At 61.0% G+C, this 22,201-nt stretch carries 13 protein-coding genes; 8 read left to right on the top strand and 5 right to left on the bottom strand.

The features are described from left to right. Window positions 1–651: 651 nt before the first annotated feature. From ABIA42_RS09690 to ABIA42_RS09680, 3 genes are all read right to left on the bottom strand, one after another. Window positions 652–1,266: a transglutaminase-like cysteine peptidase gene (locus ABIA42_RS09690; protein ID WP_370113964.1), complete on the bottom strand. Its 615-nt coding sequence runs from the start codon at window positions 1,264–1,266 to the stop codon at window positions 652–654. A 591-nt stretch (window positions 1,267–1,857) separates the two neighbouring features. Continuing rightward, window positions 1,858–2,229: a hypothetical protein gene (locus ABIA42_RS09685; protein WP_370113966.1), complete on the bottom strand. Its 372-nt coding sequence runs from the start codon at window positions 2,227–2,229 to the stop codon at window positions 1,858–1,860. A gap of 158 nt (window positions 2,230–2,387) precedes the next feature. After that, the gene (locus ABIA42_RS09680) at window positions 2,388–3,317 is read right to left on the bottom strand and encodes an efflux RND transporter periplasmic adaptor subunit (RefSeq protein ID WP_370113968.1); all 930 of its coding nucleotides are present in this window, start codon (window positions 3,315–3,317) and stop codon (window positions 2,388–2,390) included. A gap of 266 nt (window positions 3,318–3,583) precedes the next feature. On the opposite strand from ABIA42_RS09680, the gene ABIA42_RS09675 reads away from it, so the two are divergent. The 8 genes from ABIA42_RS09675 (at window position 3,584) to ABIA42_RS09640 (ending at window position 17,430) form a co-directional block, all read left to right on the top strand. Further along, on the top strand, window positions 3,584–5,407 hold the full coding sequence (locus ABIA42_RS09675; protein ID WP_370113970.1) for an HlyD family efflux transporter periplasmic adaptor subunit: 1,824 nt from the start codon (window positions 3,584–3,586) through the stop codon (window positions 5,405–5,407). Between the two features lie 10 nt (window positions 5,408–5,417). Next, window positions 5,418–7,571: a PqqD family peptide modification chaperone gene (locus ABIA42_RS09670; protein WP_370113972.1), complete on the top strand. Its 2,154-nt coding sequence runs from the start codon at window positions 5,418–5,420 to the stop codon at window positions 7,569–7,571. Between the two features lie 9 nt (window positions 7,572–7,580). Then, a complete protein-coding gene (locus tag ABIA42_RS09665; protein WP_370157133.1) occupies window positions 7,581–9,353 on the top strand; it encodes a DEAD/DEAH box helicase in 1,773 nt (590 codons plus the stop codon). Continuing rightward, a complete protein-coding gene (locus tag ABIA42_RS09660; RefSeq protein ID WP_370157195.1) occupies window positions 9,238–9,600 on the top strand; it encodes a hypothetical protein in 363 nt (120 codons plus the stop codon). Before ABIA42_RS09665 ends, ABIA42_RS09660 begins: the two co-directional genes overlap by 116 nt. Before the next feature lie 147 nt (window positions 9,601–9,747). Beyond that, window positions 9,748–15,423: a LamG-like jellyroll fold domain-containing protein gene (locus tag ABIA42_RS09655; RefSeq protein ID WP_370113974.1), complete on the top strand. Its 5,676-nt coding sequence runs from the start codon at window positions 9,748–9,750 to the stop codon at window positions 15,421–15,423. Window positions 15,424–16,003: 580 nt separating this feature from the next. Continuing rightward, the gene (locus ABIA42_RS09650; protein WP_370113976.1) at window positions 16,004–16,573 is read left to right on the top strand and encodes a hypothetical protein; all 570 of its coding nucleotides are present in this window, start codon (window positions 16,004–16,006) and stop codon (window positions 16,571–16,573) included. Continuing rightward, window positions 16,551–17,027 carry a hypothetical protein gene (locus tag ABIA42_RS09645; protein WP_370113978.1) on the top strand — a complete coding sequence of 159 codons (477 nt, stop codon included), beginning with the start codon at window positions 16,551–16,553 and terminating at the stop codon, window positions 17,025–17,027. The genes ABIA42_RS09650 and ABIA42_RS09645 overlap by 23 nt, the downstream gene beginning before the upstream one ends. 169 nt (window positions 17,028–17,196) lie before the next feature. After that, complete coding sequence (locus ABIA42_RS09640) at window positions 17,197–17,430, top strand: hypothetical protein (protein WP_035715582.1); 234 nt, start codon at window positions 17,197–17,199, stop codon at window positions 17,428–17,430. A 768-nt stretch (window positions 17,431–18,198) separates the two neighbouring features. Here ABIA42_RS09640 and ABIA42_RS09635 read toward each other — a convergent pair. Both ABIA42_RS09635 and ABIA42_RS09630 read right to left on the bottom strand, forming a co-directional pair. Continuing rightward, entirely contained in the window at window positions 18,199–19,512 is a 1,314-nt protein-coding gene (locus ABIA42_RS09635) for an HlyD family type I secretion periplasmic adaptor subunit (RefSeq protein WP_271586105.1), read from the bottom strand. Next, complete coding sequence (locus ABIA42_RS09630) at window positions 19,509–21,443, bottom strand: type I secretion system permease/ATPase (RefSeq protein WP_271586104.1); 1,935 nt, start codon at window positions 21,441–21,443, stop codon at window positions 19,509–19,511. The genes ABIA42_RS09635 and ABIA42_RS09630 overlap by 4 nt, the downstream gene beginning before the upstream one ends. Window positions 21,444–22,201 lie beyond the last annotated feature (758 nt).

The following is a 22,201-nucleotide window of genomic DNA, read 5'->3' as shown; positions in this document are numbered from 1 at the left end:
ACGCAGTTCTGCACAACGGAGTTCTCGCAAAGAGTACAGCGGTTCATGACTATGCTATCAGAAACGAATGACCCGGCTCGAAGCTGTGATCCTGTCCCAATGAATGACCTGCCAAGAATTCTCGCCCCACATTCAATGACGCAGTCCGGGCCAACTATCAGAGGGCCGCTTAGAACGGCCCCCGATTTGACGTGACTATTCGGACCCAAGTAGACGAGCCCTGACACGATGGCCTGGTCTTCGATGGTCCCTTCGATCTGCTGACGACCGAGCTTGGCGTAAAGCTGATCCCGAGAGGAAAATAGATCTTCGAGCGTCGCAAACTTCGATAGCCATTTCTCGAATTCTTCGTCCATGGGAGAGTGAAACAAGTCACTAGGTCGCATTGGTGTCTCTCAGTTCTCGCGCCAAGGCTCGCACGGCCGGCCCTAAGCGTCTCTACCATGATTTGCGAGGCAATAGATAACCAGAAGGGCTTCGGAGGACTGATCTGGAGCGCCTGATGTCGCGACAGGGCCTCCACAATCCGCCACAGAGCCGCAGATCGCTCCGGAACTGAATGGAAAGCCCTCGAGGGGGGGGCCTGAACCGCCCTCCTGTGCTACTACTGGCAAGGAAAGGATGATTCGCATTTTGCTCGCGCGGTCAGGATTATGTACCTTTGCCGTCGATCGTCGCCCATAGCTGGTGACTGCTCGGCATTTGCACGCGAAACCAGCGATAGGGGACTTCCGACCAGGGCTTGATCTCCAGGGCGAGATTGTCGAGCACGAGATCGCCGCTCAGGGTGCGGACGAGCAGGACCAGATGATGCCGTCCGGAACCAACGATGACCTCGCTCAGTAGCAGGGCCCGCGCCGGCCAGCCACGCCGAAGGAGTTCGTGACGTTTGCTTACGGCGTAGTCATTGCAGTCCCCGCGATCGGGATTGATGCTCCACGCCTCGTCGGCCAGGCCCTGGTCGTTGGGCACCGGCACAATGGCCAGATTGACCATGCGATTGACATCCAAGAGTTCCAACCACCGCTCGCCCGTCAGCCGGACCGGACCGCCCCGGAAGCCTCGCCGCGACCGGCATTCGGCCTCATAGCGCTGGCAGAACATCGTGTACGTCAGAGGCGGAAGCGTGGGCCGTCCGAGTTTGATGCGGACTGGTGCTGCTTGAGGAGTCGTGGCCATCGCCAGGCGCCCTGCGCCCGCCCACGGGGCACCTCCGACCATCACGGCGACCGCTGCAATCAAGACGGAGCCGGAGACTCGATACATCTGCCGATCCCCTTGCAAGCACCATTGAGGATGGGATCCGGCCGCAGCAAAGCCATGGCCAGAACCGTGCGATTAACCATCTTCTCTTATTTAATGATATTAATTTTGATAAAATTATCAACAAAAATAACGGAGCGATTAATTAATCCAGCGCGGACCAAAGGACCCGGCCTGCCAGTGGGCAAGCAAGGTCAACTACACGGCGGCTGCCTCATTCCGGGAGCGCTGCCACTCTCGCGCGGCCCTGGCGTCCGTCGTCGGCAGGAGCGTTCGTGTCGCGAGCATCGCGCTGCGATCGGCCGGGCTCCGACTTCGTCCCCACGGTCCAGCCCACAATCGTAACGGTGACGTTGCACGCCAGGCGAATGGATGCACCGAGTGGACGCATCTCCTGCACAGGGGATCGCCGCACTGGTCCGCGGTCATTCGCCCAATTCTGTGCGCAGGGCAAACGCCTGACCGACGCCTGCGATGGAGCCTACGAGCGGGATTCAATCCGAACGCTCGGATTGGACATTCAGGGCTATTGTGCCGCGGCTCGGTCGCGTTGAGGCCGCCGATCGAACTCGGCCATCGATTCCGGCTGAGCCATCACGACGGCTGCGGCTTTTCCATCGCCTCCGGCATGTTACCGGGGGCCTCTTGATCGGTGGGTAATGCGCTCGCGACGGCCGCAGGGCGTGCGCGGCGGATCTCCCAGGGCCACAAATCCACCGGCTCGCCTGCTCCCGAAGTGGAGATCTTTGCCCGTAGCGCCGGGGCGAGCCGCTCCAAAATCAGGTGCCGCTCCAAACGGATCTCGCGTTCGAGGGCGTCCGAATAGACCGGGAGCGCGTGGATCGTCTCGCGAGGGATTCTGCAGGACACGTGCCCAAACGGGGTCGCTGCCCCGACCACGATCGCCTTGCCATCCCATTCGATTTCGCCGACGAACTCGACGTCTCCGAAGGAATTCAGCGTCATGTTTAAATTCCAATCAGATAATTTCACACCATCAATTCGCAATATTAAATACCACGGTTAAATAAAATACAAGCGCAATTCAATTTCGGAGATTCTGCGAACCGCACTTCGGGGTCGTCAAAATCGACCGCCTCAGGTTCTCGCAATGATCACGCACTCTATTTTTGGCGGGATGACGTCGCGTCACCGGCCAGCAGAGCCGGATTGTCACCGTCCAACACGAAGGCGACTTTGCAGCGAATTCCCCCCGGCAGCGCCAAACGCGGGTTCGGCAAGGCAAGACGCACCCCGAACGTTCCGCTGGCAGCGTCGAGTACACGGTCGACAACGGCGACAGAGGCGATATAGACGCCTCCGATGGGCAGCTCCGGTCGCACCTCGGCTCTGCTGCCGGTACGGATCTGACCAAAATATGCGGTGGGCACGAACACTTCGACCCTCAACGGATCAATCTGTGCGAGGGTGAGGACCGGGCTCTGGTCATTTCGATATTCACCCGGAACGAGAAGCCGCTCGACCACCACGCCGTCGACCGGGCTACGCAGCTCGCGTTGATTCAAAACCTCTTCGGCGTGCGCGACCTCCAAACGAGCGAGTTCCTGGTTAAGTCGCGCCTCCTTGAGCTGCTGCTCGGCAACCTGGACCTCCGCTTCGGCTTCCTGGAGTGAGGCGAGAGGACTGACGGACCGCGCATAAAGCTCTTTCAGACGCTCATGCTTCTGACGCAGGAACAGCACGCGGGCGTCGGCCGATTTCACGGGGGCATCATTGGTTGCGCGCGCCCGCGCGAGCGCCAGCGTTGCGGCCTCGACTCCATCTTCGATCTTGCCAATGATCTGGCCCTGCCGAACGATATCGCCGCGATCAACATCAAGGCGCGCGATCGTACCGACCGCAGAGCTCGCCAACTTGACGGTTTGTTGCGGCTCGATCACGCAGTTGAATTCCCGCTTCCCCGCCGAGATTTCCGTGGTCTCTGCCCTTGCACCGGATCCGGCAAGCAAGCTCGCCGCCGGCAGGTGCAAGCACAACACGATGTAGCTCAGGCACTGAGCTCCGCGGACAATTCTCTCCATCGAACCCACCATGCGAGTTCCCCAATTCCGCTTCCAGGCTCATTGCACATAATATTAATGTACATTTAATGAAATTAAAATAACGCGACATGAAAATAATATGATAAAAGGGTTTGGCTCAAAACGGCCGCCGCCCTCCGACGGGCACCATCAAGTCATTGATCGGCACTTGTCCTGGACAGCACATGCCTGAACCCGACTTGACGGCAAGCGGGGGCCCCGCCCCACAATTGCGGAGGGTGCCCGCAGATAGGACGTCGTCGCCGCACTGGCAAGGATTGCTGAATGCGGAGAACGAAGCGGCATTTGTTGCGGCCTGGCTGGCGCTGCAATGCAGCCGTATTGCCGGCGTGTCAGCGGGCCTGTTGCTCATGCGCCGGGTTAATTCAGCTGCGCCGTTACTATCGGTAACGTGGCCGCCTCGGGATGTCGACGCCAGCGATCTCATGCGCCTGGCCGAGACCGCCTACGCGGAGCGCCGCCTGGTCGTTGCTCCCGGTCGCGTCGGTCCTGATTCACGGCCCGCGCAACCTGTGGTCCTAATAGTTGCTCTGCCGCTGGGCACTGCGAACGAGCCGATTGCGGCTGTGGCCATCGCATTGACGACGACGGCCGCCAGGCCGCTGGTCACCCCGGCCATCGTCGCCGAGCAACTGCGCTGGGGCGCGGGCTGGCTCGAGTCATTGCCCTGGGCTAGGCGCACCAAGGATCTCTCGTCTGACGTATCGCGAGCCGCATCGTGCCTCGACCTCCTCGCCACGGTGAACGCGCAGCCGCGGCTGAGCAGCATGGCAATCGCGGTCGTCAATGAGCTGGCAACCCGCCTGCAGTGCGAGCGCGCGTCGCTGGGTATCGTCGGCCGAAACGGCACAATCAGCCTGCGCGCAGTTTCGTTCTCCGCCAGCTTCAAACGCGAGAGCCGCCTCGTCAATGCGATCGAGAGCGCAATGGAAGAAGCGATCGAGCAGCGTGCATGCGTCGCTTATCCACCATTGCCGAGGATGGGGCGCGTCGTGGCCATCGCCCATCGGGCGCTGGCGGCGGAAGCAAAGGCGCCGGGCTCGTCGGCGATGTCAGCTATACTGGTCGGCCCCGATGGAGAACCGACCGGCGCTCTCACCTTGGAACGTCACCGCGCCGATCCCTTTACGGACGACGCGCTGAAGCTGATAGAGGGGATCGCGGCGCTGCTGGGACCTCAGATCGGATTGCAGCTGCGGGCGAACCGGCTCCTGGGCGGGCGGGCGGTTGACGGTATCGGCGACGGATGCGCGGCACTGTTCGGCCCACGGCGGCCGACCCTCAAGCTCTGCATCGGCAGTGTCATGGTGCTTGCGCTGACCTTGGTCTTTGCGAAAGGCGAGCACCGAGTCACCGCGAAATCGGTGCTTGAGGCCGAAGTGCAGCGCGCAGCTGTGGCTCCGTTCGACGGATTTGTTCGAGCGGCCCCGGCTCGGGCTGGCGACACGGTGCGGCAGGGCGATCTTCTCGCCCTGCTCGACGACCGGGATCTTGTTCTCGATCGGTTGAAGTGGCGAGCCGAACTCGACAAGCTACTTCAGCGCGATCGCGAGGCGCTCGCCAAGCACGATCGCAACGGCCTCGCGGTACTGGAACCGCAGATCCGGCAGGCGGAGGCCCAGTTGGCTCTTGCGGAAGACAAGCTCGCGCGCACCCGGATCCTCGCTCCGTTCGACGGTGTCGTCGTCTCCGGCGACCTGAGCCAGATGCTCGGCTCTCCCGTCGAGAAGGGAAAGACGCTGTTCGAGGTGGCGCCACTCAATTCCTATCGCCTGATCATTCAAGTCGACGAACGTGATGTTCGCTTCGTGGCGGTCGGACAAAGCGGAACCGTCGCGCTCGCAGGCAGGCCCGGCGAACCGGTGCCGATGACCCTTAGCAAGATCACGCCGGTTACGCTCGCCGAGGAAGGACGCAATGCTTTTCGAATTGAGGCTCGCCTCTCGGAACCGGGCCTTGCATTGCGCCCCGGAATGGAAGGCGTTGCAAAGATCAACTCCGGACGACGCTCGATTGCGTGGATCTGGATGCATCCCGTCATCGATTGGCTGCGCCTTGCCGCGTGGAAGTACCTGCCGTGAGAGGGGCAACATGACCGCAGCCCCGTTTCTAAGCTCATCCTGGTATCGCGTCGCGCAACGCAGGCCGAGGCTTCGCGATCATACCTCGGTCTACCGACATCGGTATCGGGGCTGCACTTGGTATGTCGTGCAGGATCACGCGACCGGCCGCATGCACCGCTTGTCGCCCGCCGGCTACATGATCGTGGCCGCGATGGACGGCGCGCGAACGGTCGACCAGATCTGGCACGAGGTCGGATCCACTCTCGCGGAGGAGACGCCGGGCCAGAGCGACGTCATCCAGTTGTTGGCCGAACTCAGCGCTTACGACCTGTTGCAAACCGAAGTCACTCCGGATGCAAGCGCGCTGGTCGCACGTGCTTCGAAAGCCAAACGATCCAGGTGGCTCGGCAACGTGCTCTACCCGCTGGCCCTACGGATTCCGCTCTGGCATCCGGTCAGTTTTTTCGAGCGTACCCGGCCACTTGCAGAATGGCTGTTCGGCTTGCCGGGGGCCGTGCTGTGGCTGCTGGTGGTGTTGCCCGCCCCTCTATTTGCGGCCCAACACTGGCAGGAACTCACATCCGACGCCTCCGACCGAATCCTGGCCACCGATAACCTTCTATTGCTCGCGCTGGTGTATCTCCTGCTCAAGACCCTGCATGAATTTGGGCACGGATTTGCGGTCACGGCGTTCGGGGGAACAGTACCCGAACTCGGAGTAATGATCCTGGTGTTCGCCCCGCTGCCCTATGTTGACGCCTCTGCGGCATCGGCATTCCGCAGCAAGTGGAGGCGCGCTCTTGTCGGCGCGGCCGGAATGATCGTCGAAGTGTTCTTCGCTGCGCTCGCGCTCTACGTATGGCTCACGGTGGAGGCTGGGCTTGTCCGCGCGCTCGCATTCGACGCACTGGCCGTTGCCGGCGTCTCGACCCTGGTCTACAACGGTAATCCACTCCTGCGTTATGATGGCTACTACATTCTCGCGGACCTGCTGGAAATCCCGAACCTGGCGCAGCGTGCTACCCGGTATTCGGCCTCCCTGGTCAATCGTTACGCGTTTGGCGCCGATGAACCGGGGGATTTCGTGGCCACGACCGGCGAACGAACCTGGCTCCTTCTTTACGCACCGGCTGCTTTCCTCTACCGACAGGCCGTGATGCTCGCGATCGCCGTGTTCGTCGCCTCGCAGTATCTCGCCCTCGGCGTCTCGATCGCGGTCTGGAGTCTGCTGACAGGTGTTGTGCTGCCGATCGGCAAGGCACTCTGGTTCGTGCTCGCGAGCCCGAGGCTTCATCGCAATCGCGCCCGCGCAGTAACAGCGAGCTTCGGCATGATCCTGGCCGCCGGGCTGATGGCTTTCCTGGTTCCGGCCCCTTCTTACAGCACGACGGAAGGCGTCGTCTGGTTGCCGGAGAACGCAATCGTGCGCGCGAGAACCGATGGCTTCGCGCGCGCGCTTCTGGTCCGTCCGGGTGCGCACGTCACAGCCGGGGAAGCGCTCGTCGAAAGCGAAGAATCGACACTCAAGGCCCAGCTTGCAATTCTCCGCGCACGGGTCGCCGAGCTCGAGACGAGGCTTGCCATCGAGCGCTTTACCGACCGGGCGAGCGCGGAGATCACCACGACGGAATTGGAGCAAGCGCGCGCCGAGCTCGCGACCGCAACCGATCGCGACGCACGCCTCATCGTGCAGAGCCGCAGCGAGGGCACCTTTTCGGTTATGAAACCACAAGATCTGCCAGGACGCTTCCTGCGCGAAGGGCAACAGATCGGCTACGTACTTACTCCCGGTTCACGAGTCGTGCGCGCAACAATCCGTCAGGACGACATCGACCTCGTTCGTCATCGGCTGCAGAGCGCCGAAGTCAAACTCGCAGAGCGCCCAGATGAGACGCTGCCAATAGAATCCATTCGCGAAATACCGTCAGGCCGTGATGTTCTCCCCAGCAGGGCTCTGGGGGGCTCCGGCGGGGGCGCCTTCACTGTCGACCCCAGCGATCCCGAAGGGCTAAAGACGCTGCAGCGCGTCTTTCAAATTGATCTCGTACTGCCCGAGAATGCACCGGCAGCCACCGCGTTCGGCGGTCGCGCCTACGTCCGCTTCAACTTCAGTTGGGAGCCGCCGGGCCAGCAGATCTGGCGCCGTCTCCGACAATTGCTGCTGTCCCAGCTGCAGGTCTAAGGGCTCGGTATGCTCAAGCGCAAACGCCACCTTGTCGGTTCGGCCCCGGTGGCGGTGGACGCACCCTACGCGGAGCAGGCCGCTCGCCGAGACATTGCACTCGACGCCGCCCTGCTCGACGCTTGGGGCCGGGTGTTGCCCTTCCTGCAGCCGGCCCTCGCGCGTGACCGCCTCGGCCGCTTTGTCCGGCTTGTCGGTGATCTGGAACCGGAGTTCGCTGTCCTGACGAACCGGCGTTTGCGTGAAACCGCGGAGGAGCTGCGCGCATCACTGCTGTCAGCCCCCCTCTACTCGCACCAGATGGCGCGTTCGTTTGCGCTTACGCGCGAGGCGGCGCGACGTCACGTCGGGAAGCGTCTCTTCCCGGTACAATTGCTCGGCGGCACCGCCATGATGGGAGGCGCGGTCGCCGAAATGGAAACCGGTGAAGGCAAGACCTTGACGGCGTTGCTGCCGGCGATCACCGCCGCACTCATGGGACGTCCGGTTCATATCATCACGGTCAACGACTATCTCGCGCGCCGCGACGCCGAACAGCTCGCACCTATCTACAACGCGCTTGATCTCACCGTCGGGCTCGTCGAGCCTGGGCAGTCGCCGCAGGAGCGGCAAAGAGCCTACGCAAGCGACGTCACGTATTGCACCAACAAGGAGCTTGTGTTCGACTATCTCCGCGATCGGCTCGCGCTCGGCCCCCGCCGCGCCCGTTCCCGACTTTCTCTCGACGCGATATTCAACGGCCGACCTGCCGGTCACCATCAATCCCTGCTTCTGCGCGGGCTGCATTTTGCGATCGTGGATGAGGCTGACAGCGTCCTGATCGATGAGGCCCGTGTGCCACTGATCCTCTCCGGAACGCAAGAAGGGCCCGAGAACACCGACGGCCTCTACGAGACCGCACTGGATCTCGCTCGACGCCTGGTGGCCGGCGACGACTTTCATGTGCGTGCAAACGAGAAGTCGGTGCGGCTAACAACCCGCGGCGAGAGCCAGATCGCTCAGTTCGCTGCAGGACAACCGGGCCTATGGGCGATCCGGCGCGCACGTGAAGAACTCGCTCAACACGCGCTTGCCGCCCTTCATCTCTACCGACGCGACGTTCAGTATATCGTCGCTGATGGCAAGGTGCAGATCGTCGACGAATATACCGGGCGCGTCATGCCGGACCGTTCGTGGGAAGGCGGCATTCACCAGCTCATCGAAGCCAAGGAACATTGCACCATCACGGAGCGACGCACGACCCTTGCGCAAATTACATATCAGCGATTCTTTCGGCGCTACATGCATCTTTGCGGCATGTCCGGCACGGCGATCGAGCCGACGGGGGAACTGTACGGCATCTATGGCCTCCGAGTTGCGCGTATCCCGACGAACCGACCATTGCGACGAACGAATGCCGGCACACGCCTGTTTCCGACGGCCAACCTCAAATGGGACGCCGTGGTCGATTCTGTTCACGACATCGTTCGCGAAGGTCGCGCCGTGCTCGTCGGGACCCGCTCGGTTGAAGCCTCTGAGCAAATTGCGCGGCTGCTTAGCAAATCCGGACTCGAATCTGAGGTTCTTAACGCGCGACAGGACCAGGCAGAGGCCGAGATCATTGCGGGCGCGGGTCAACCGGGCCGAATTACCGTCGCCACCAACATGGCCGCGCCGCGGCACCGACATACAGCTGCATCCTGCGGTCCGGAGCCGAGGCGGCCTGCATGTCATCCTAACCGAATATCACGAGTCTCGCCGCATCGACCGCCAACTCTTCGGGCGCGCCGGCCGCCAGGGTGATCCCGGTAGCTACGAAACGATCGTCGCGCTCGATGATGAGCTCTTCAAACGCTTCATGAACCCGAAGCTTCTTCGGTTGCTAGGCAAGCGATCGAAACGGGCGCAGCCGATTTCAGGACCAACAGGACGCGCACTCCGCAGTTATGGCCAACACGCGGCGGAGCGTTTGCACGCGCGCGCCAGACGGGCTGCCCTCAGCGAAGATCTTCGCTTCAACAGAATTCTCAGTTTCGCCGGGACTGAATGACGGCTCGCTTCGCGGAACTCGATTATTATATTCTCCCTAAAAATATTATAAACCAGTGGCGATTGCCATATATTGTGGTATTAATAAAACGACAATTAAATATATTATTATGCAGTAGCGATTTCGCTTCTGGCATTTGGAGACAAGATGTCACGTTCCAGAGGCCTGTTCAGCCATCTGTCGCGACGGATCCTTCACGGCAGCGCGAGGAACGATCGCAAGCGCGATGCCAGCCATTCGCCGCTGATCCTCGAGGTACTCGAGCCACGCATGCTGCTCGCTGCGGATCCCCTCGGCATCACCGCAGGCTACGCCTTCAACGAGGTCTCGGGCACCACGACGGCAGATGCGTCAGGTCACGGCATCATCGGCACGCTCACGAACGGTCCGACCTTCACAGCCGGAAGATACGGTAATGCGGTGGCGCTCGACGGCGTGAACGACTACGTCGATCTCGGGAATCCGAGTGCGCTGCAATTGACTGGCAGCATGACTCTCAGTGCATGGGTTTACGTCCGTTCCTTCCCCGCCGACGATGCGCCCGTTGTGTCCAAGCGCAATTGGGGTGAATCTGGATACCAGCTTGACATCACTGCGGATACCGGACCCCGCACCATCGGATTCAAGCTCACCAACAGTTCGGGCGGACAGATGTTCCGCTACGGCGCGACAGCGCTGCAGTCCGACACCTGGTATCACGTCGCCGGTGTCTATGACGCTGCGAGCCAGACCTTGAACGTCTACCTCAATGGTGTCCTCGACAACGGACAGTTGACCGGCACAGTCACGAGTTCGCAGCAGAATTCAACGGCCAACGTGAATATCGGTAATCGACCGGGCCGTACGGGCTTCGCGTTTCCTGGTCTTATCGATGACGTGCGCATCGCCGATCATGCGCTCACGCCCGATCAGATCCAGACCGATATGGCAACCCCTCTTGCCGGAACGGCAGACACCATTGCCCCAACCGTGTCTCTCACGCCTCCGGGCGCGATCGTGTCCGGCACCGTGAATCTTGCAGCGAGCGCTTCGGACAACATCGGCGTTGCCGGCGTCAAGTTCCTGCTGGACGGCAACACTCTGATCGGCACCGAGGATACCACTTCGCCGTACGGTGTCTCATGGACCACGAGCACGGCATCGAACGGCTCGCATGCGCTGACCGCGCAGGCACGAGATGCTGCCAATAACATAACCACTTCGACGCCGGTCAACATCACCGTCGACAATCAAGCGCCGACCGGTACGGTGACGATCAATGGCGGCGCAGCGGCGACCAACAGCCCATCGGTCACGCTGACGCTCACAGCGACCGATGCGGTGACGTCCGTCACGCAGATGCGCTTCTCCAACAGCGGGAGTTCGTATTCGACGGCGGAAGCCTTCGCCCCGACCAAGTCCTGGACGTTGTCGAGTGCAACGGGAACCAAGACGGTCTATGTCCAGTTCATGGACGCCGCAGGCAACTGGTCTGCGGCGGTGACTGATACCATCGTACTCGACACGACCGCACCGACGATTTCCGGGCAGACAACAACGAGCATTACCGGCAGCACCGCACAAGTCACGTGGACGACCAATGAAGCCGCGACCTCGCGGGTCGAGTATGGGCTGACGACCAGTTACGGGTCCTCGACGATACTTGATGCGACCCTGGTGACGGCACACAGCGCTGCGCTAACCGGCCTTGCTCCCAGCACTACTTACAACTACCGCGTTCGTTCGATCGACGCTGCCGGGAACGAAAGGATCGGCTCAAACGCCACATTCACGACGACCGCCACCCAGGACACCACGCCACCATCGACTCCTACAGGCCTGGTGGCGACCGCGGCTTCGACAACGCAGATCAATCTGTCGTGGAACGCCTCGACCGACAACGTTGCGGTCACCGGCTATCAGGTCTTCCGCAATGGTGCGCAGGTAGGCACCCCGACGACGACCACGTTCAGCGATACCGGCCTATCGCCAGGCACATCCTACACTTATACCGTGCGGGCGAGGGACGCGGCGTCGAACCTCTCCGGACAGTCCACACCGGCCAGTGCCACCACGCTGACGCCCGACACGACACTGCCTACGGCCACGATCACAGTGCCGATGGGATCGGCGACCGTTTCAGGTACGATCACGATCAGTGCCAATGCATCCGACAATGCCGGGGTGGCGGGCGTGACCTTCCTGGTGGACAACATCGCAGTCGGCGGGGGCGAAGACCTGACATCACCCTACAGCGTCAGTTGGGACACGACGACGGTCGCGAATGGCGTCCACACGATCACGGCGCGCGCACGGGACACCTCCGGAAACACCGGCGATTCGCTGCCCGTCAGCATCACTGTGTCAAACACTCAAACACCGGGTCTAGTCGCTGCCTATTCCTTCGATCAAGGATCAGGAACGACCGCGGGCGACTCCTCAGGGCAGTCGAACCTGGCGACACTCAACAACGGCGTTGCTTGGGTAGCCGGCAAGAATGGCCGCGCAGCGAGCTTTGACGGAGTCAACGACTTCATTTCCATTCCAGACTCTGCCTCGACCAACATTTCCGGTAATGCCCTCACACTGTCGATGTGGATCAATCCCCAGCCGCTCGCGAGTGGCGATTCTGTCGTCATCGGCAAGTTCTGGAATACGACAATGTCGTCGCCCTACTACCAGTATGGACTCGAACTGCGCGGCGGCAATCAGACCGATCTCTATATTGGGACATCCAGTGGCACGCGCGTCGCCGCCGGAGGAGCCACTTTGTCATTCAACCAGTGGTCTCACCTCGCCATCACCTTTGATGGTGCGCAGGTCATGACCTATGTCAACGGAACCCTCGTCAACACGCAAGCGCTGTTAGCGACGATCACCGCGCGCGGCAACCCCATGCGCATCGGAGCGGATGCGTCGACCGCCCAATTCTACAAGGGAGCGCTCGACGATCTGCGCATCTACAACCGCGTACTGACCTCTGCGCAAGTGCAATCGGACATGACGACGCCCGTCGGCAACTCGACCGCCGGATCACCGCAGGTCTTGATAGATTCCCCAATCAATGGGGCGCAGGTTAGCGGCATCGTAAATGTGACCGCAGATGCGACCGACGATACCGGCATCGCCAACGTGCAGTTCTATATCGACAACGTGGCAACCGGCTCTCCCGATACGACCGATCCTTACGCGCTTGCGTGGGACACACGTACAGCAAGCAACGGCGCGCACACTATCACCGCGAAGGCGACTGACATAGACGGCCACGCGACATTATCAGCACCGATAGCCGTCAACGTCGCGAATAGCAGCTTCTTCCAGAACGAGATCCTGGCGACGGGCTTCAATCTGCCGACCGCGATCAAATTCCTGCCCGATGGCCGCATGCTGGTGGTGGAGCTCGCCGGCACGATCAAGACGATGTCGCCGCCCTATACCACGCCCGATCCCACCCCTTTCCTGCAACTCACCAACATCGGCTCGGCGGGCGTACAGCAAGGCATCTATGACATAGCGCTCGACCCCAACTTCAGCACAAATCATTACTACTACATCTTCTATACGCTGGGGACGCCGAACGTAGATCGCTTCTCGCGCTTCACGGCGAACGCAACGCTGACGGGTACCGTTCCGGGCAGCGAGTTCGTCATTTATCAGGACACGGAAATTGCCAATGCCGAACACCACGGCGGAGCAATCAACTTCAGCAACGACGGCAAGATCCTTCTCACGACCGGGGAGCATTTCCAGGCCGGCGAAGCGCAGGATCTCACGAAGCCGCGCGGCAAGATCCTGCGATACAACATGGACGGCACCGTTCCCACCGACAATCCGTTCTATGACGGCAACGGACCGAACTACGATGCGGTATGGGCGCTTGGTCTGCGGAATCCCTTCCGCGCCTACTACGACGCGCCCACAGGGCGGCTGATCATTGGCGATGTCGGCGGGAACGTCTATTCGACCGCAATCGAAGAGATCGACATCGGAGCGAAGGGTGCCAATTACGGCTGGCCGAACGTAGAAACTCCGAACGGGAATCCCGCCTACACTGCACCGGCCTATTACTACCCGCACAACGGACGCGACGCCGCAGTCGTCGCCGGGTTTGTCTATCACGGCCCGCAATTCCCAAGCAGCTATCAAGGCAGCTTCTTCTTCGCGGACTACACTCAGAACTGGATCAAGCGCATGACGTTCGACGCCAACGGAAACGTCACCGGCGTCTTCAACTTCGAGCCAGCCGACGGCTCGGTGGATGGCCCTTACGGGGACATTGTCTACTTGACCGAAGGCCGCGATGGCGCGCTTTACTATGTCGACCTCGGCTATTCCGATATCAGCGGTACATTCGGCGTAAGCAAGATCCGCCGCATCGAATTCATTCAATCGGATCTGCCTCCGGTCGCGACGGCTTCGGCATCACCGACGACAGGACCCAGCCCGCTCACCGTCGACTTCTCCAGCAACGGTTCATCTGATCCGGAAGGAAAGCCACTCACCTATTCGTGGAACTTCGGTGACGGCGCGACTTCGACCGCGGCCAATCCATCGCACACATATACGATCTCCGGTCCGTATCAGGCCCGGCTGACGGTCTCCGACGGAGTCAATTCCACGCTATCGACCCCGATCGCGATCAGCGTCGGCAATAGTCCCGTTGTCAGTCTCCTTGCGCCAACCGATGGCGCGACCTTCAGGGCGGGCGACGTGATCACATTCAGCGGCACCGCGACCGACGCCGAAGATGGCACACTCCCCGCAAGTGCATATACCTGGAATATCGACTTCCTCCACGAAGGCCATATTCATCCCGGTACTCCCATCACCGGCGTGACCAGCGGCACGCTCACGATCCCGACCTCCGGGCACGACTTCAGCGGGTTCACGCGGTACCGAATAATGCTGACCGTAACCGATTCCAGCGGGCTGCAATCGAGCCAATCCGTCACGATCTTCCCCGACAAGGTCAATCTCAATTTCAACACGGCGCCTGCCGGATTAACGCTGTATCTGGATGGCATCGCACGCACCACACCGTTCACCTACGACACCTTGATCGGCTTCAATCATGAGATCGAAGCGCGCAACGCGACCGTCGGAAGCACGACCTATAACTTCGTCTCGTGGTCGGATAGCGGCGCTCAAGATCACATCATCACGGTCCCCGTCGGCGGTGCGACCTATACTGCGACTTATGATGCCGTCACGACGCCGGCACCGTTAGCATTCGTCCAAGGCAACTACGCCACCCCGCAAACCAACCAGACTCAGGTATCGGTCGCCTACACGAATGCCCAGACGACAGGGAATACGAACATCCTCGTAGTCGGATGGAACAATACGACATCGAACATCACGTCGGTCACGGACTCGGCCGGCAACGTCTATCAGCTCGCCGTCCCGACGGCTCGAGGCAGCGGTATCAGCCAGGCCATCTACTACGCCCCGAATATCAAGCAAGCCGCCGCCAGCGCGAACACTGTGACGGTGACCTTCAACACTGCGACTCAATACGTGGACATTCGCGCCCTGGAGTACAGTGGTCTCGCTCTCCTCAATCCGTTTGACGTAGGCACCTCGGCGTCAGGCACCACCAGTTCGGCAAACAGTGGAGCCGTTACGACCTCCACCGCGCACGAACTCATTTTTGGTGCCGGAACGACCGTCGGTGGGTTTACGGAGGCAGGCAGTGATTTTACCACGCGTCTCATTACGAGACCCGACCTTGATATTGCTCAGGACCGTTTCGTAACCGCCACGGGTACCTACAATGCGACCGCGCTTCTCCAAGGTTCCGCGGCATGGGTGATGCAAGTCGCGACCTTCAAGGCAGTGGGTTAGTCCGCATGCCGGGATCCCGAGACTCATGCGATGCCGTCGTACGCCACCTCGTGTGTAGCAATGCCCTGAACGGCCAACTTACCCACGCGATCCCAGCCGTTTGGCGGCTGGTCGGTCGAACTGACGCACCGAGGTCTCGGACCGAGCAGGACGACCGCTTGCAAGGAGCCCTTGCATGTACTCGACCGCCGCGGAGGCTCCAGGGATGGAGAGACCTCGGAGAGTTCGAAATGGCGCTCCGGTTGTCGCCTGGGCCTCTCACGATTAGGTTGAAGTGGCACGAGGCATTTACATTATGACTGCTTCGGATGAACCGTTTGTCGGAAGTTACGCATCACCCCTGGTGAAGGATCTAACTCGTGGCGGATACTTCGGAGGATTATTTGCTCTGGGGTGCGCCAGTGGCCTTGCATCCCGTGTCATTCAATCGGTCCACGGTCGTGGATGGCTAGACGCGTTTCTCGACACCTTTGAGATCAGTATAATCGTTTGGATATCGTGTGTCGCCGGAGTTTCCCTCGTTCTTCAAGACCGAACGGTTGGGATTCGTTCTTCAGAATTCGTCTTGGGAGCGGCCTTTGTGCTGCTCGCTATTCTACCGGTAGGTCCCGCCAGCTGGCTGGCGGTAACCGCGCTCAGTCTCTATATCATCAGCACGTCGGATGCCTCTTCGACGCGGCGTGGCACTCTTATTCTTCTTGCCGTTACTGTGCCCATGCTTTGGAGCCGGTTGTTATTTCATTTCTTTGCTGAGCTGATTTTGCGGATCGACGCCGCACTCGTCGGTTGGATATTGCGCACCCCCCGAACCGGGGACGTCGTCGAATTTGCCGACGCTTCCGGCGTTCTCGTCATTCTGCCGGGCTGTTCCTCGCTCGCGAACGTGTCGCTTGCATTTCTCTGCTGGGTGACTGTGAGCCAGTTAGCCGGCCACAAGCGATCTGCTTACGATCTATTCTGGTGTCTGATGGCTTGCTTCTCGGTCGTAGCTGTGAATGTCACTCGTATAAGCTTCATGGGCTTGAGCCAATGGCACTACGCCATGTTTCATAGTTGGTGGGGAGGCGCGGTCGCGAACACAGCCATTTTGGGCCTGACGGTCGGCTTCTGCGTGCTGGGGGTGAGGCGTGAGCTGCTCCGTCCGCTTTAACTGGGTTATCGCCGCCGTGCTGTTGCTAGCCACTGCATGGAAGATTGCGATACCATTCGAGAATCCAGGCCAGCTAAGAGAGGATCTCGTTAGATTTCTCGAACAAAATCACTTCAGCGTCGTAGCGACCAATGAAGTTACGACCGGCACTCTGATCATCCGCGCCACCAGAGCGTCATGTCAATTGCAGGTCGCAAGGCTTACTCCCGACGGCTCCAACAGAAATCTCGTTCGACATCTGGCAACAGGAACCGATCGCTCGTTCGTCGTGTTTCGGGGCGAAGTGTACGCGCAACAGCCGATAGCCTGGACGGTGCTTCATTATCTGTCGTCGAGATTTCTTCGCGAGCTTGGATTCGTTCGACACATCACCCCGGTCATCGACGTGGCGGAGAGCTTGGGCTGCAATGCGGAACGGCTCCCATGGGCTACGATTCAGGATCGCACCGCGTGATTCAGTTTCGACCTTCTCGTGCGACCATCGGGTCTTGATGTCCTGGCGTCAAATCGTCGCGCGCGTATTCTCCATCAAGCTCTATCCGAGATTTATATTGACATCGATTTAATTTTTGATGATTATAATATCGTAAACATTTATTTTATAAACTGCAGGAGAAAAGGCCATGACGTTGCCCGGGTGGGTCCTCGCAATTTTCCTCACGATGGCCGCAGCGGTGCCGGCCGGCGTCTATTTCACGGCTACGCTGTTCTTTCCTCCTGACCAAAGCTACACCTACGTCGGCCAGGGAACAGCACAGGGCGCGCCTGGACCGGTCGCGGGCGCGGGGCTATCCTTCGCCGCGGTTGCCTATGCGGCCTATTGGATAATCAGGCGCCGTCAACGCAAACCGGACTAGGCGCGACTTGATCGAGCTCTGTACCGCGCGAAGTCGAACAATCCTGCTCGGGGCGTATGGCGTGCGAGCAGGGAGGGAACGGCGGCCAGCTTCATGCCCCCTCGCTGTTTGCAAGCCGGGTCCCACCGCCGTCTCGACCGGCAGGCCACAGTTGCGTAAGCGGACGAATGCCGGTTCGGCGCGACGCGGCCCCAGCTACGACTCATGCCGGCGCGCTGTCGTGTTGTGACGGCTGTCGAGACTATCCAGCCAATCGTCGATTGAACCAGCTGTTCACCGAGGCAAGATCTTCAAACAGGCCTTCCTCGGGGAGGACAGATTTAAAATGCCAGGTGAGCTGCTCGTCATTCTGGGGGCCGAAACTATAATACTTGCCTGTGTGGCGGTGATGACCCTGTACGCCAAACGAATGGACGTGCTGAGCGGACGGTCGCTCGAGCGATCGGTAGTTCCACCCAGGAGCAACAGGCATCCGCCACGCTCGATCCGTCGAAAGCCGCGTGCTCTACTGCGGTTGATCGGGAGGTGGGGCAACCTCACCATGTTCGCCCCGCCAGACCTCTTGCGGCGAGCTGACATCACCAGAACGGCGCGGTTGGGTCTTCAAGCCAGGCTGCAGATTCTGTCTCGGCTCGTGACGCTCTTTCGTCGGTCGGGTACGCCCGGTGCTGACGCCGTGCTTTCAGAGGCTGCCCCAACGCCGACGCCCACGTATAGGCGTTGGCCCCGATCGCCCTGAAGTCGAGCGCCGCTAGCTTCCCCGAGGAATCAGCGCTCCTTGAATGCACGCTCGGCCTGATCGTGCAGCGGCTTGAGCAGGTAGGACAGCGCGGTCCGACCTGCCGTCTTGATGAAGACCTCCACCGGCATGCCGGGCAGCAGCTTGGCCGACCCGAGTTTCGCCAGCTCTTCGGGCTTCAGCAGGACGCGCCCGGTATAGTAGCTCGTGCCGGCACGCTGATCCTGCGTAATGTCTGCCGAGACCATGCTGACCTCGCCGTCGATTTCGGGCGTGGTCTTCTGGTTGAATGCCGCGAAGCGCATTGTCGCGGTCTGCCCCACATAGACCTGGTCGATGTCCTTCGGTGCGATCTTGACCTCGACGGCGAGCGAATCCGCGTCAGGCACGATCAGCATGATTTGCTCGCCGGGTGCGATTACACCTCCGACCGTGTGGACGCTGAGTTCGTGGACGCGGCCGGATTGCGGTGCCCTGATGTCGACCCGATTCAATTGATCGACCGCCGCAGTTCTGCGCTCGCTCAGTTCGGAGAGTTTCGAGCGCGTCTCGATCAGGTCTTTACCGACCTCCGTCCGAAGATCCTGGTCGACCTGAATGATCTGGAGTCCGATTTCGGAGATCTTGCCCTTCGACTGAGCAATCATTCCTGCGAGCTGGCTGCGCTCGCCTTCGATGCGGGCCGAGTCGCGCTCGAGGGAATTGAGCCGCGTGATCGGCACCAGATTCTTCTGCCAGAGGCTGCGCACGCCCTCCAGCTCCTGCCGGATGAATTCGACTTCCTTCTGCTTGGCCTCGGTCTGCCCCACATAGCCCTTGATCTCGTTCTCCAGCTGCGTGCTTTTCTCCTGCAGCTGCGCCTTCTGGCCGCTCCTCGCCTGGCGACGCAGGTCAAACAGCTTCCGCTCCGCGGCGATCGCACGGCTCGCTTCCGAGTTGTTCTCCTTGGCTCGGTCGAGCAGCACTTTGGGAAACGTCACCCGCTCGGAACCATCGCGCTCGGCCTCGAGACGCGCCTGCCGCGCGAGCAGCTCATCGATGCTGTTGGTGACGATTGTCGCATTCGCGAGCGTCTGAGTCTCGTCGAGGCGTATCAGAATGTCGCCCGCCTTGACCCGGTCGCCCTGCCGCACGCGCAACTCTCCCACGATCCCGCCGGTGGCGTGCTGAACCTTCTTGACGCTCGAATCCACCACGACCACGCCCTGGGCGATCACCGCGCCCGACAATTGGGTCGTCGTCGCCCAGCCGCCGACCCCAAAGGTCACCAGAGCGAGCATGATCATTCCGACGATCATGTAACGCTGGATGGATTGCAGCGCCGGCGCTACCTGAGCGTTCATCGCCCTCCTCCGTGAGCTTCAGCGACGACCTTGAGCGGCACCGGATTCCGCAACACTTTCTTGAGAACCTCCTCTCGCTTGCCGAAGGACTGAACCCTGCCTTCGCCAAGGCACAGGACATGGTCTACGCCTTCAAGCGCCTTGGGACGATGCGCGACGACGGCGACAATCCCACCGCGGCGGCGCACGTTCAGGATCGCCTCGGTCAGCGCCTCCTCGCCCTCTGCATCGAGATTGGAGGAGGGCTCATCGAGCACGACCAGGAAGGGTTTACCGTAGAAGGCACGCGCGAGACCGATGCGCTGCCGCTGCCCGGCGGACAGCGCCAGTCCTCCCTCGCCGATTTTCGTGCCGTAGCCGTCCGGAAGCGAAAGGACGAGATCGTGCGCACCGGCGGCATGTGCGGCCTCCAGAACAGCGGCAGCCGTCGCCTGCGGATCGAACCGTGCGATGTTCATGGCAATGCTACCGTCGAACAATTCGACGTCCTGGGGCAGATAGCCGATGTGCTTGCCGAGGGCGTCCGAAGACCAGTGATCGAGTGCGGCATTGTCCAGCCGTATCCGGCCGCGAATGCACGGCCATACCCCCACCAGCGCTCGCGCCAGCGTCGATTTGCCGGATCCGCTCGGCCCGATGATTCCGACGGCCTGCCCGCTCCGCAGTTGGAACGACACTTCGCCGAGCGTGGGCTTCTCCGAGTTTGGCGCGCCGATATAGAGATGCTCGACCGTGAGCGTTTCGGCAGGGGGAGGCAATGCCAGCCGCTCCTCCTCGTGAGGCAGCAGCTTCAGCAGATGATCGAGCCGTTGCCCCGACTGCCGCGCGGCGACGAATCCCTTCCAGTTCGCAATAGCCATTTCGACGGGCGCCAGCGCCCGCGCGGTGAGGATCGATCCGGCAATGATGATGCCGGCCGTCGATTCCTGGTTGATGACGAGAACCGCGCCGACGGCAAGAACCAGCGATTGCAGGATCGCTCGAAAGATCTTGGAGGCCCCCCCGAGCCCGTTTGCGACGTCGCTGGCCCGCTCATGGGCCGCGAGGTACTTCGCGTTGACTTCCTGCCAGCGCAACGCCGCCTGCTGCCGCATGCCCATGGCCTGCAGAACCTCGGCATTTCGCCGCCCCTCGAGCGCCAATGCCGTTCGCGAGACCGCAAGACGCGAGGACGCCTTTGCCGGCCCTCGTGTCCGGGTCTCCGTGAGCACCGTAATGCCGACCAGCACCAGCGCGCCCGCCAGCGCAGTGACGCCAATCCAGAAGTGAAAGAGGAAGCAGACGCCAAGATAGATCGGCATCCAGGGCAGATCGAACAGCGCCGTCGGCCCTCCGCTCGACAGGAAGCTGCGGACCTGATCAAGGTCGCGCACCGGCTGCAAGCCGTCGCCATCGGCTCTGGTCTTCAGTGGCAGGCGAACGAGCGCGTCGAATATGCGAACGCCGAGCCTTTCATCGAAATACCGGCCGACCCGGGCGCTGATCCTGCTCCTGACGAGGTCGAGCCCGCCCTGAAACAGGTAAAGCACCGTGGCCAGAACCATCAAGGCGATCAGCGTCGGTATGCTGCGCCCGGGCAGCACCCGATCGTAGACTTGCAGCATGAAGAACGAGCCGGTGAGCATAAGGAGATTGCTCATCCCGCTGAAGGCCGCAAGTGCCCAGAATATCCGGCGGCAAGACCGCAGGAAGCCCGACAACTCCGACCGCGACTCATCATAGTCGTTAGCCGGCCGCGGATGACCGGAGAACAGTCGTTGCCGCAGGACTTCGACGAGGTGCTTTGCCGAGCCGATCGGGCCTCGCGTCCGCAGTTCGGCGTCTTCCACCCACTGTCGTGCGACAGCCCCAAATCTCGCCAGATGCGAAAGTTGGATCCGAAAAAAGCTTGCTGGCAGGGGGATCACCCCCCACCGCTCAAAGTTTGTCATGGCTCCCACCCTTGAACCGTGCCTTATGTGACGATCCCCAAGAAGATCCCGAAGGCAGATTTGAGTTTGATGTCCCTGTCGTCGAGCTAGTTACGCGAAGTAGAAGTCAGGCCAATCTGCGCACCGAGCCTTGTCAACCTGAGCGTGTTGCCTGTCGGCGCTACCGTGAGATGATGGCCATCCTGCCATTTGATCTGCGCTCCCAGTTTCTTCGATCCGTACTCCACGACCAAGCCGTTCGCAGAGCGCGTATCGTGGCGATCCGCATCACCACCTCATGGTTAATCAGCCTGGCCTCACGTGCCGGTCGCCATGGGCTTTTTTGGGACCAGATGGGGGCCGGGCCGAGGTTTTTTTAACCATCACGCCAACTCGCGGCGCCGAAATAATCGCGCATTTTCCCTGATTAAATCGTCGCGCATCTCCTTGATCTCACGCCGGACAGCCAGACTCAACACGCTTTCCGTTGCGGCATGGCCTTAGCCCACAGAAATCGTTTGCTTCAACGCCCCGACGAGACCGTGCGGGGCACGTGACCGGCACTGCATTTAATTCTATTTATTCCCACGTACCCGCAATCGCCCTGACGCGATGAGAGCCGGACAAGACCGTCAAATCGGAGCGACAAAGTGTAGCGGCGCGCGCCTGGTTGCTGGCGGTCCGAGAATGACCGTCGCCAAAGCGCCGGCCGGCCAAGGTTGCGCATAGCGATCCTGTCCGCGCCTTGTATCCCGCCAACACGGCGAAGCTGCTCATGC

It is taken from the genome of Bradyrhizobium sp. USDA 327, from assembly GCF_041262065.1.
Classification (GTDB): Bacteria; Pseudomonadota; Alphaproteobacteria; order Rhizobiales; family Xanthobacteraceae; genus Bradyrhizobium; species Bradyrhizobium liaoningense.
The sequence above is the reverse complement of the archived record's forward strand: the minus strand, read 5'-3'. Positions and strand labels throughout refer to the sequence as shown.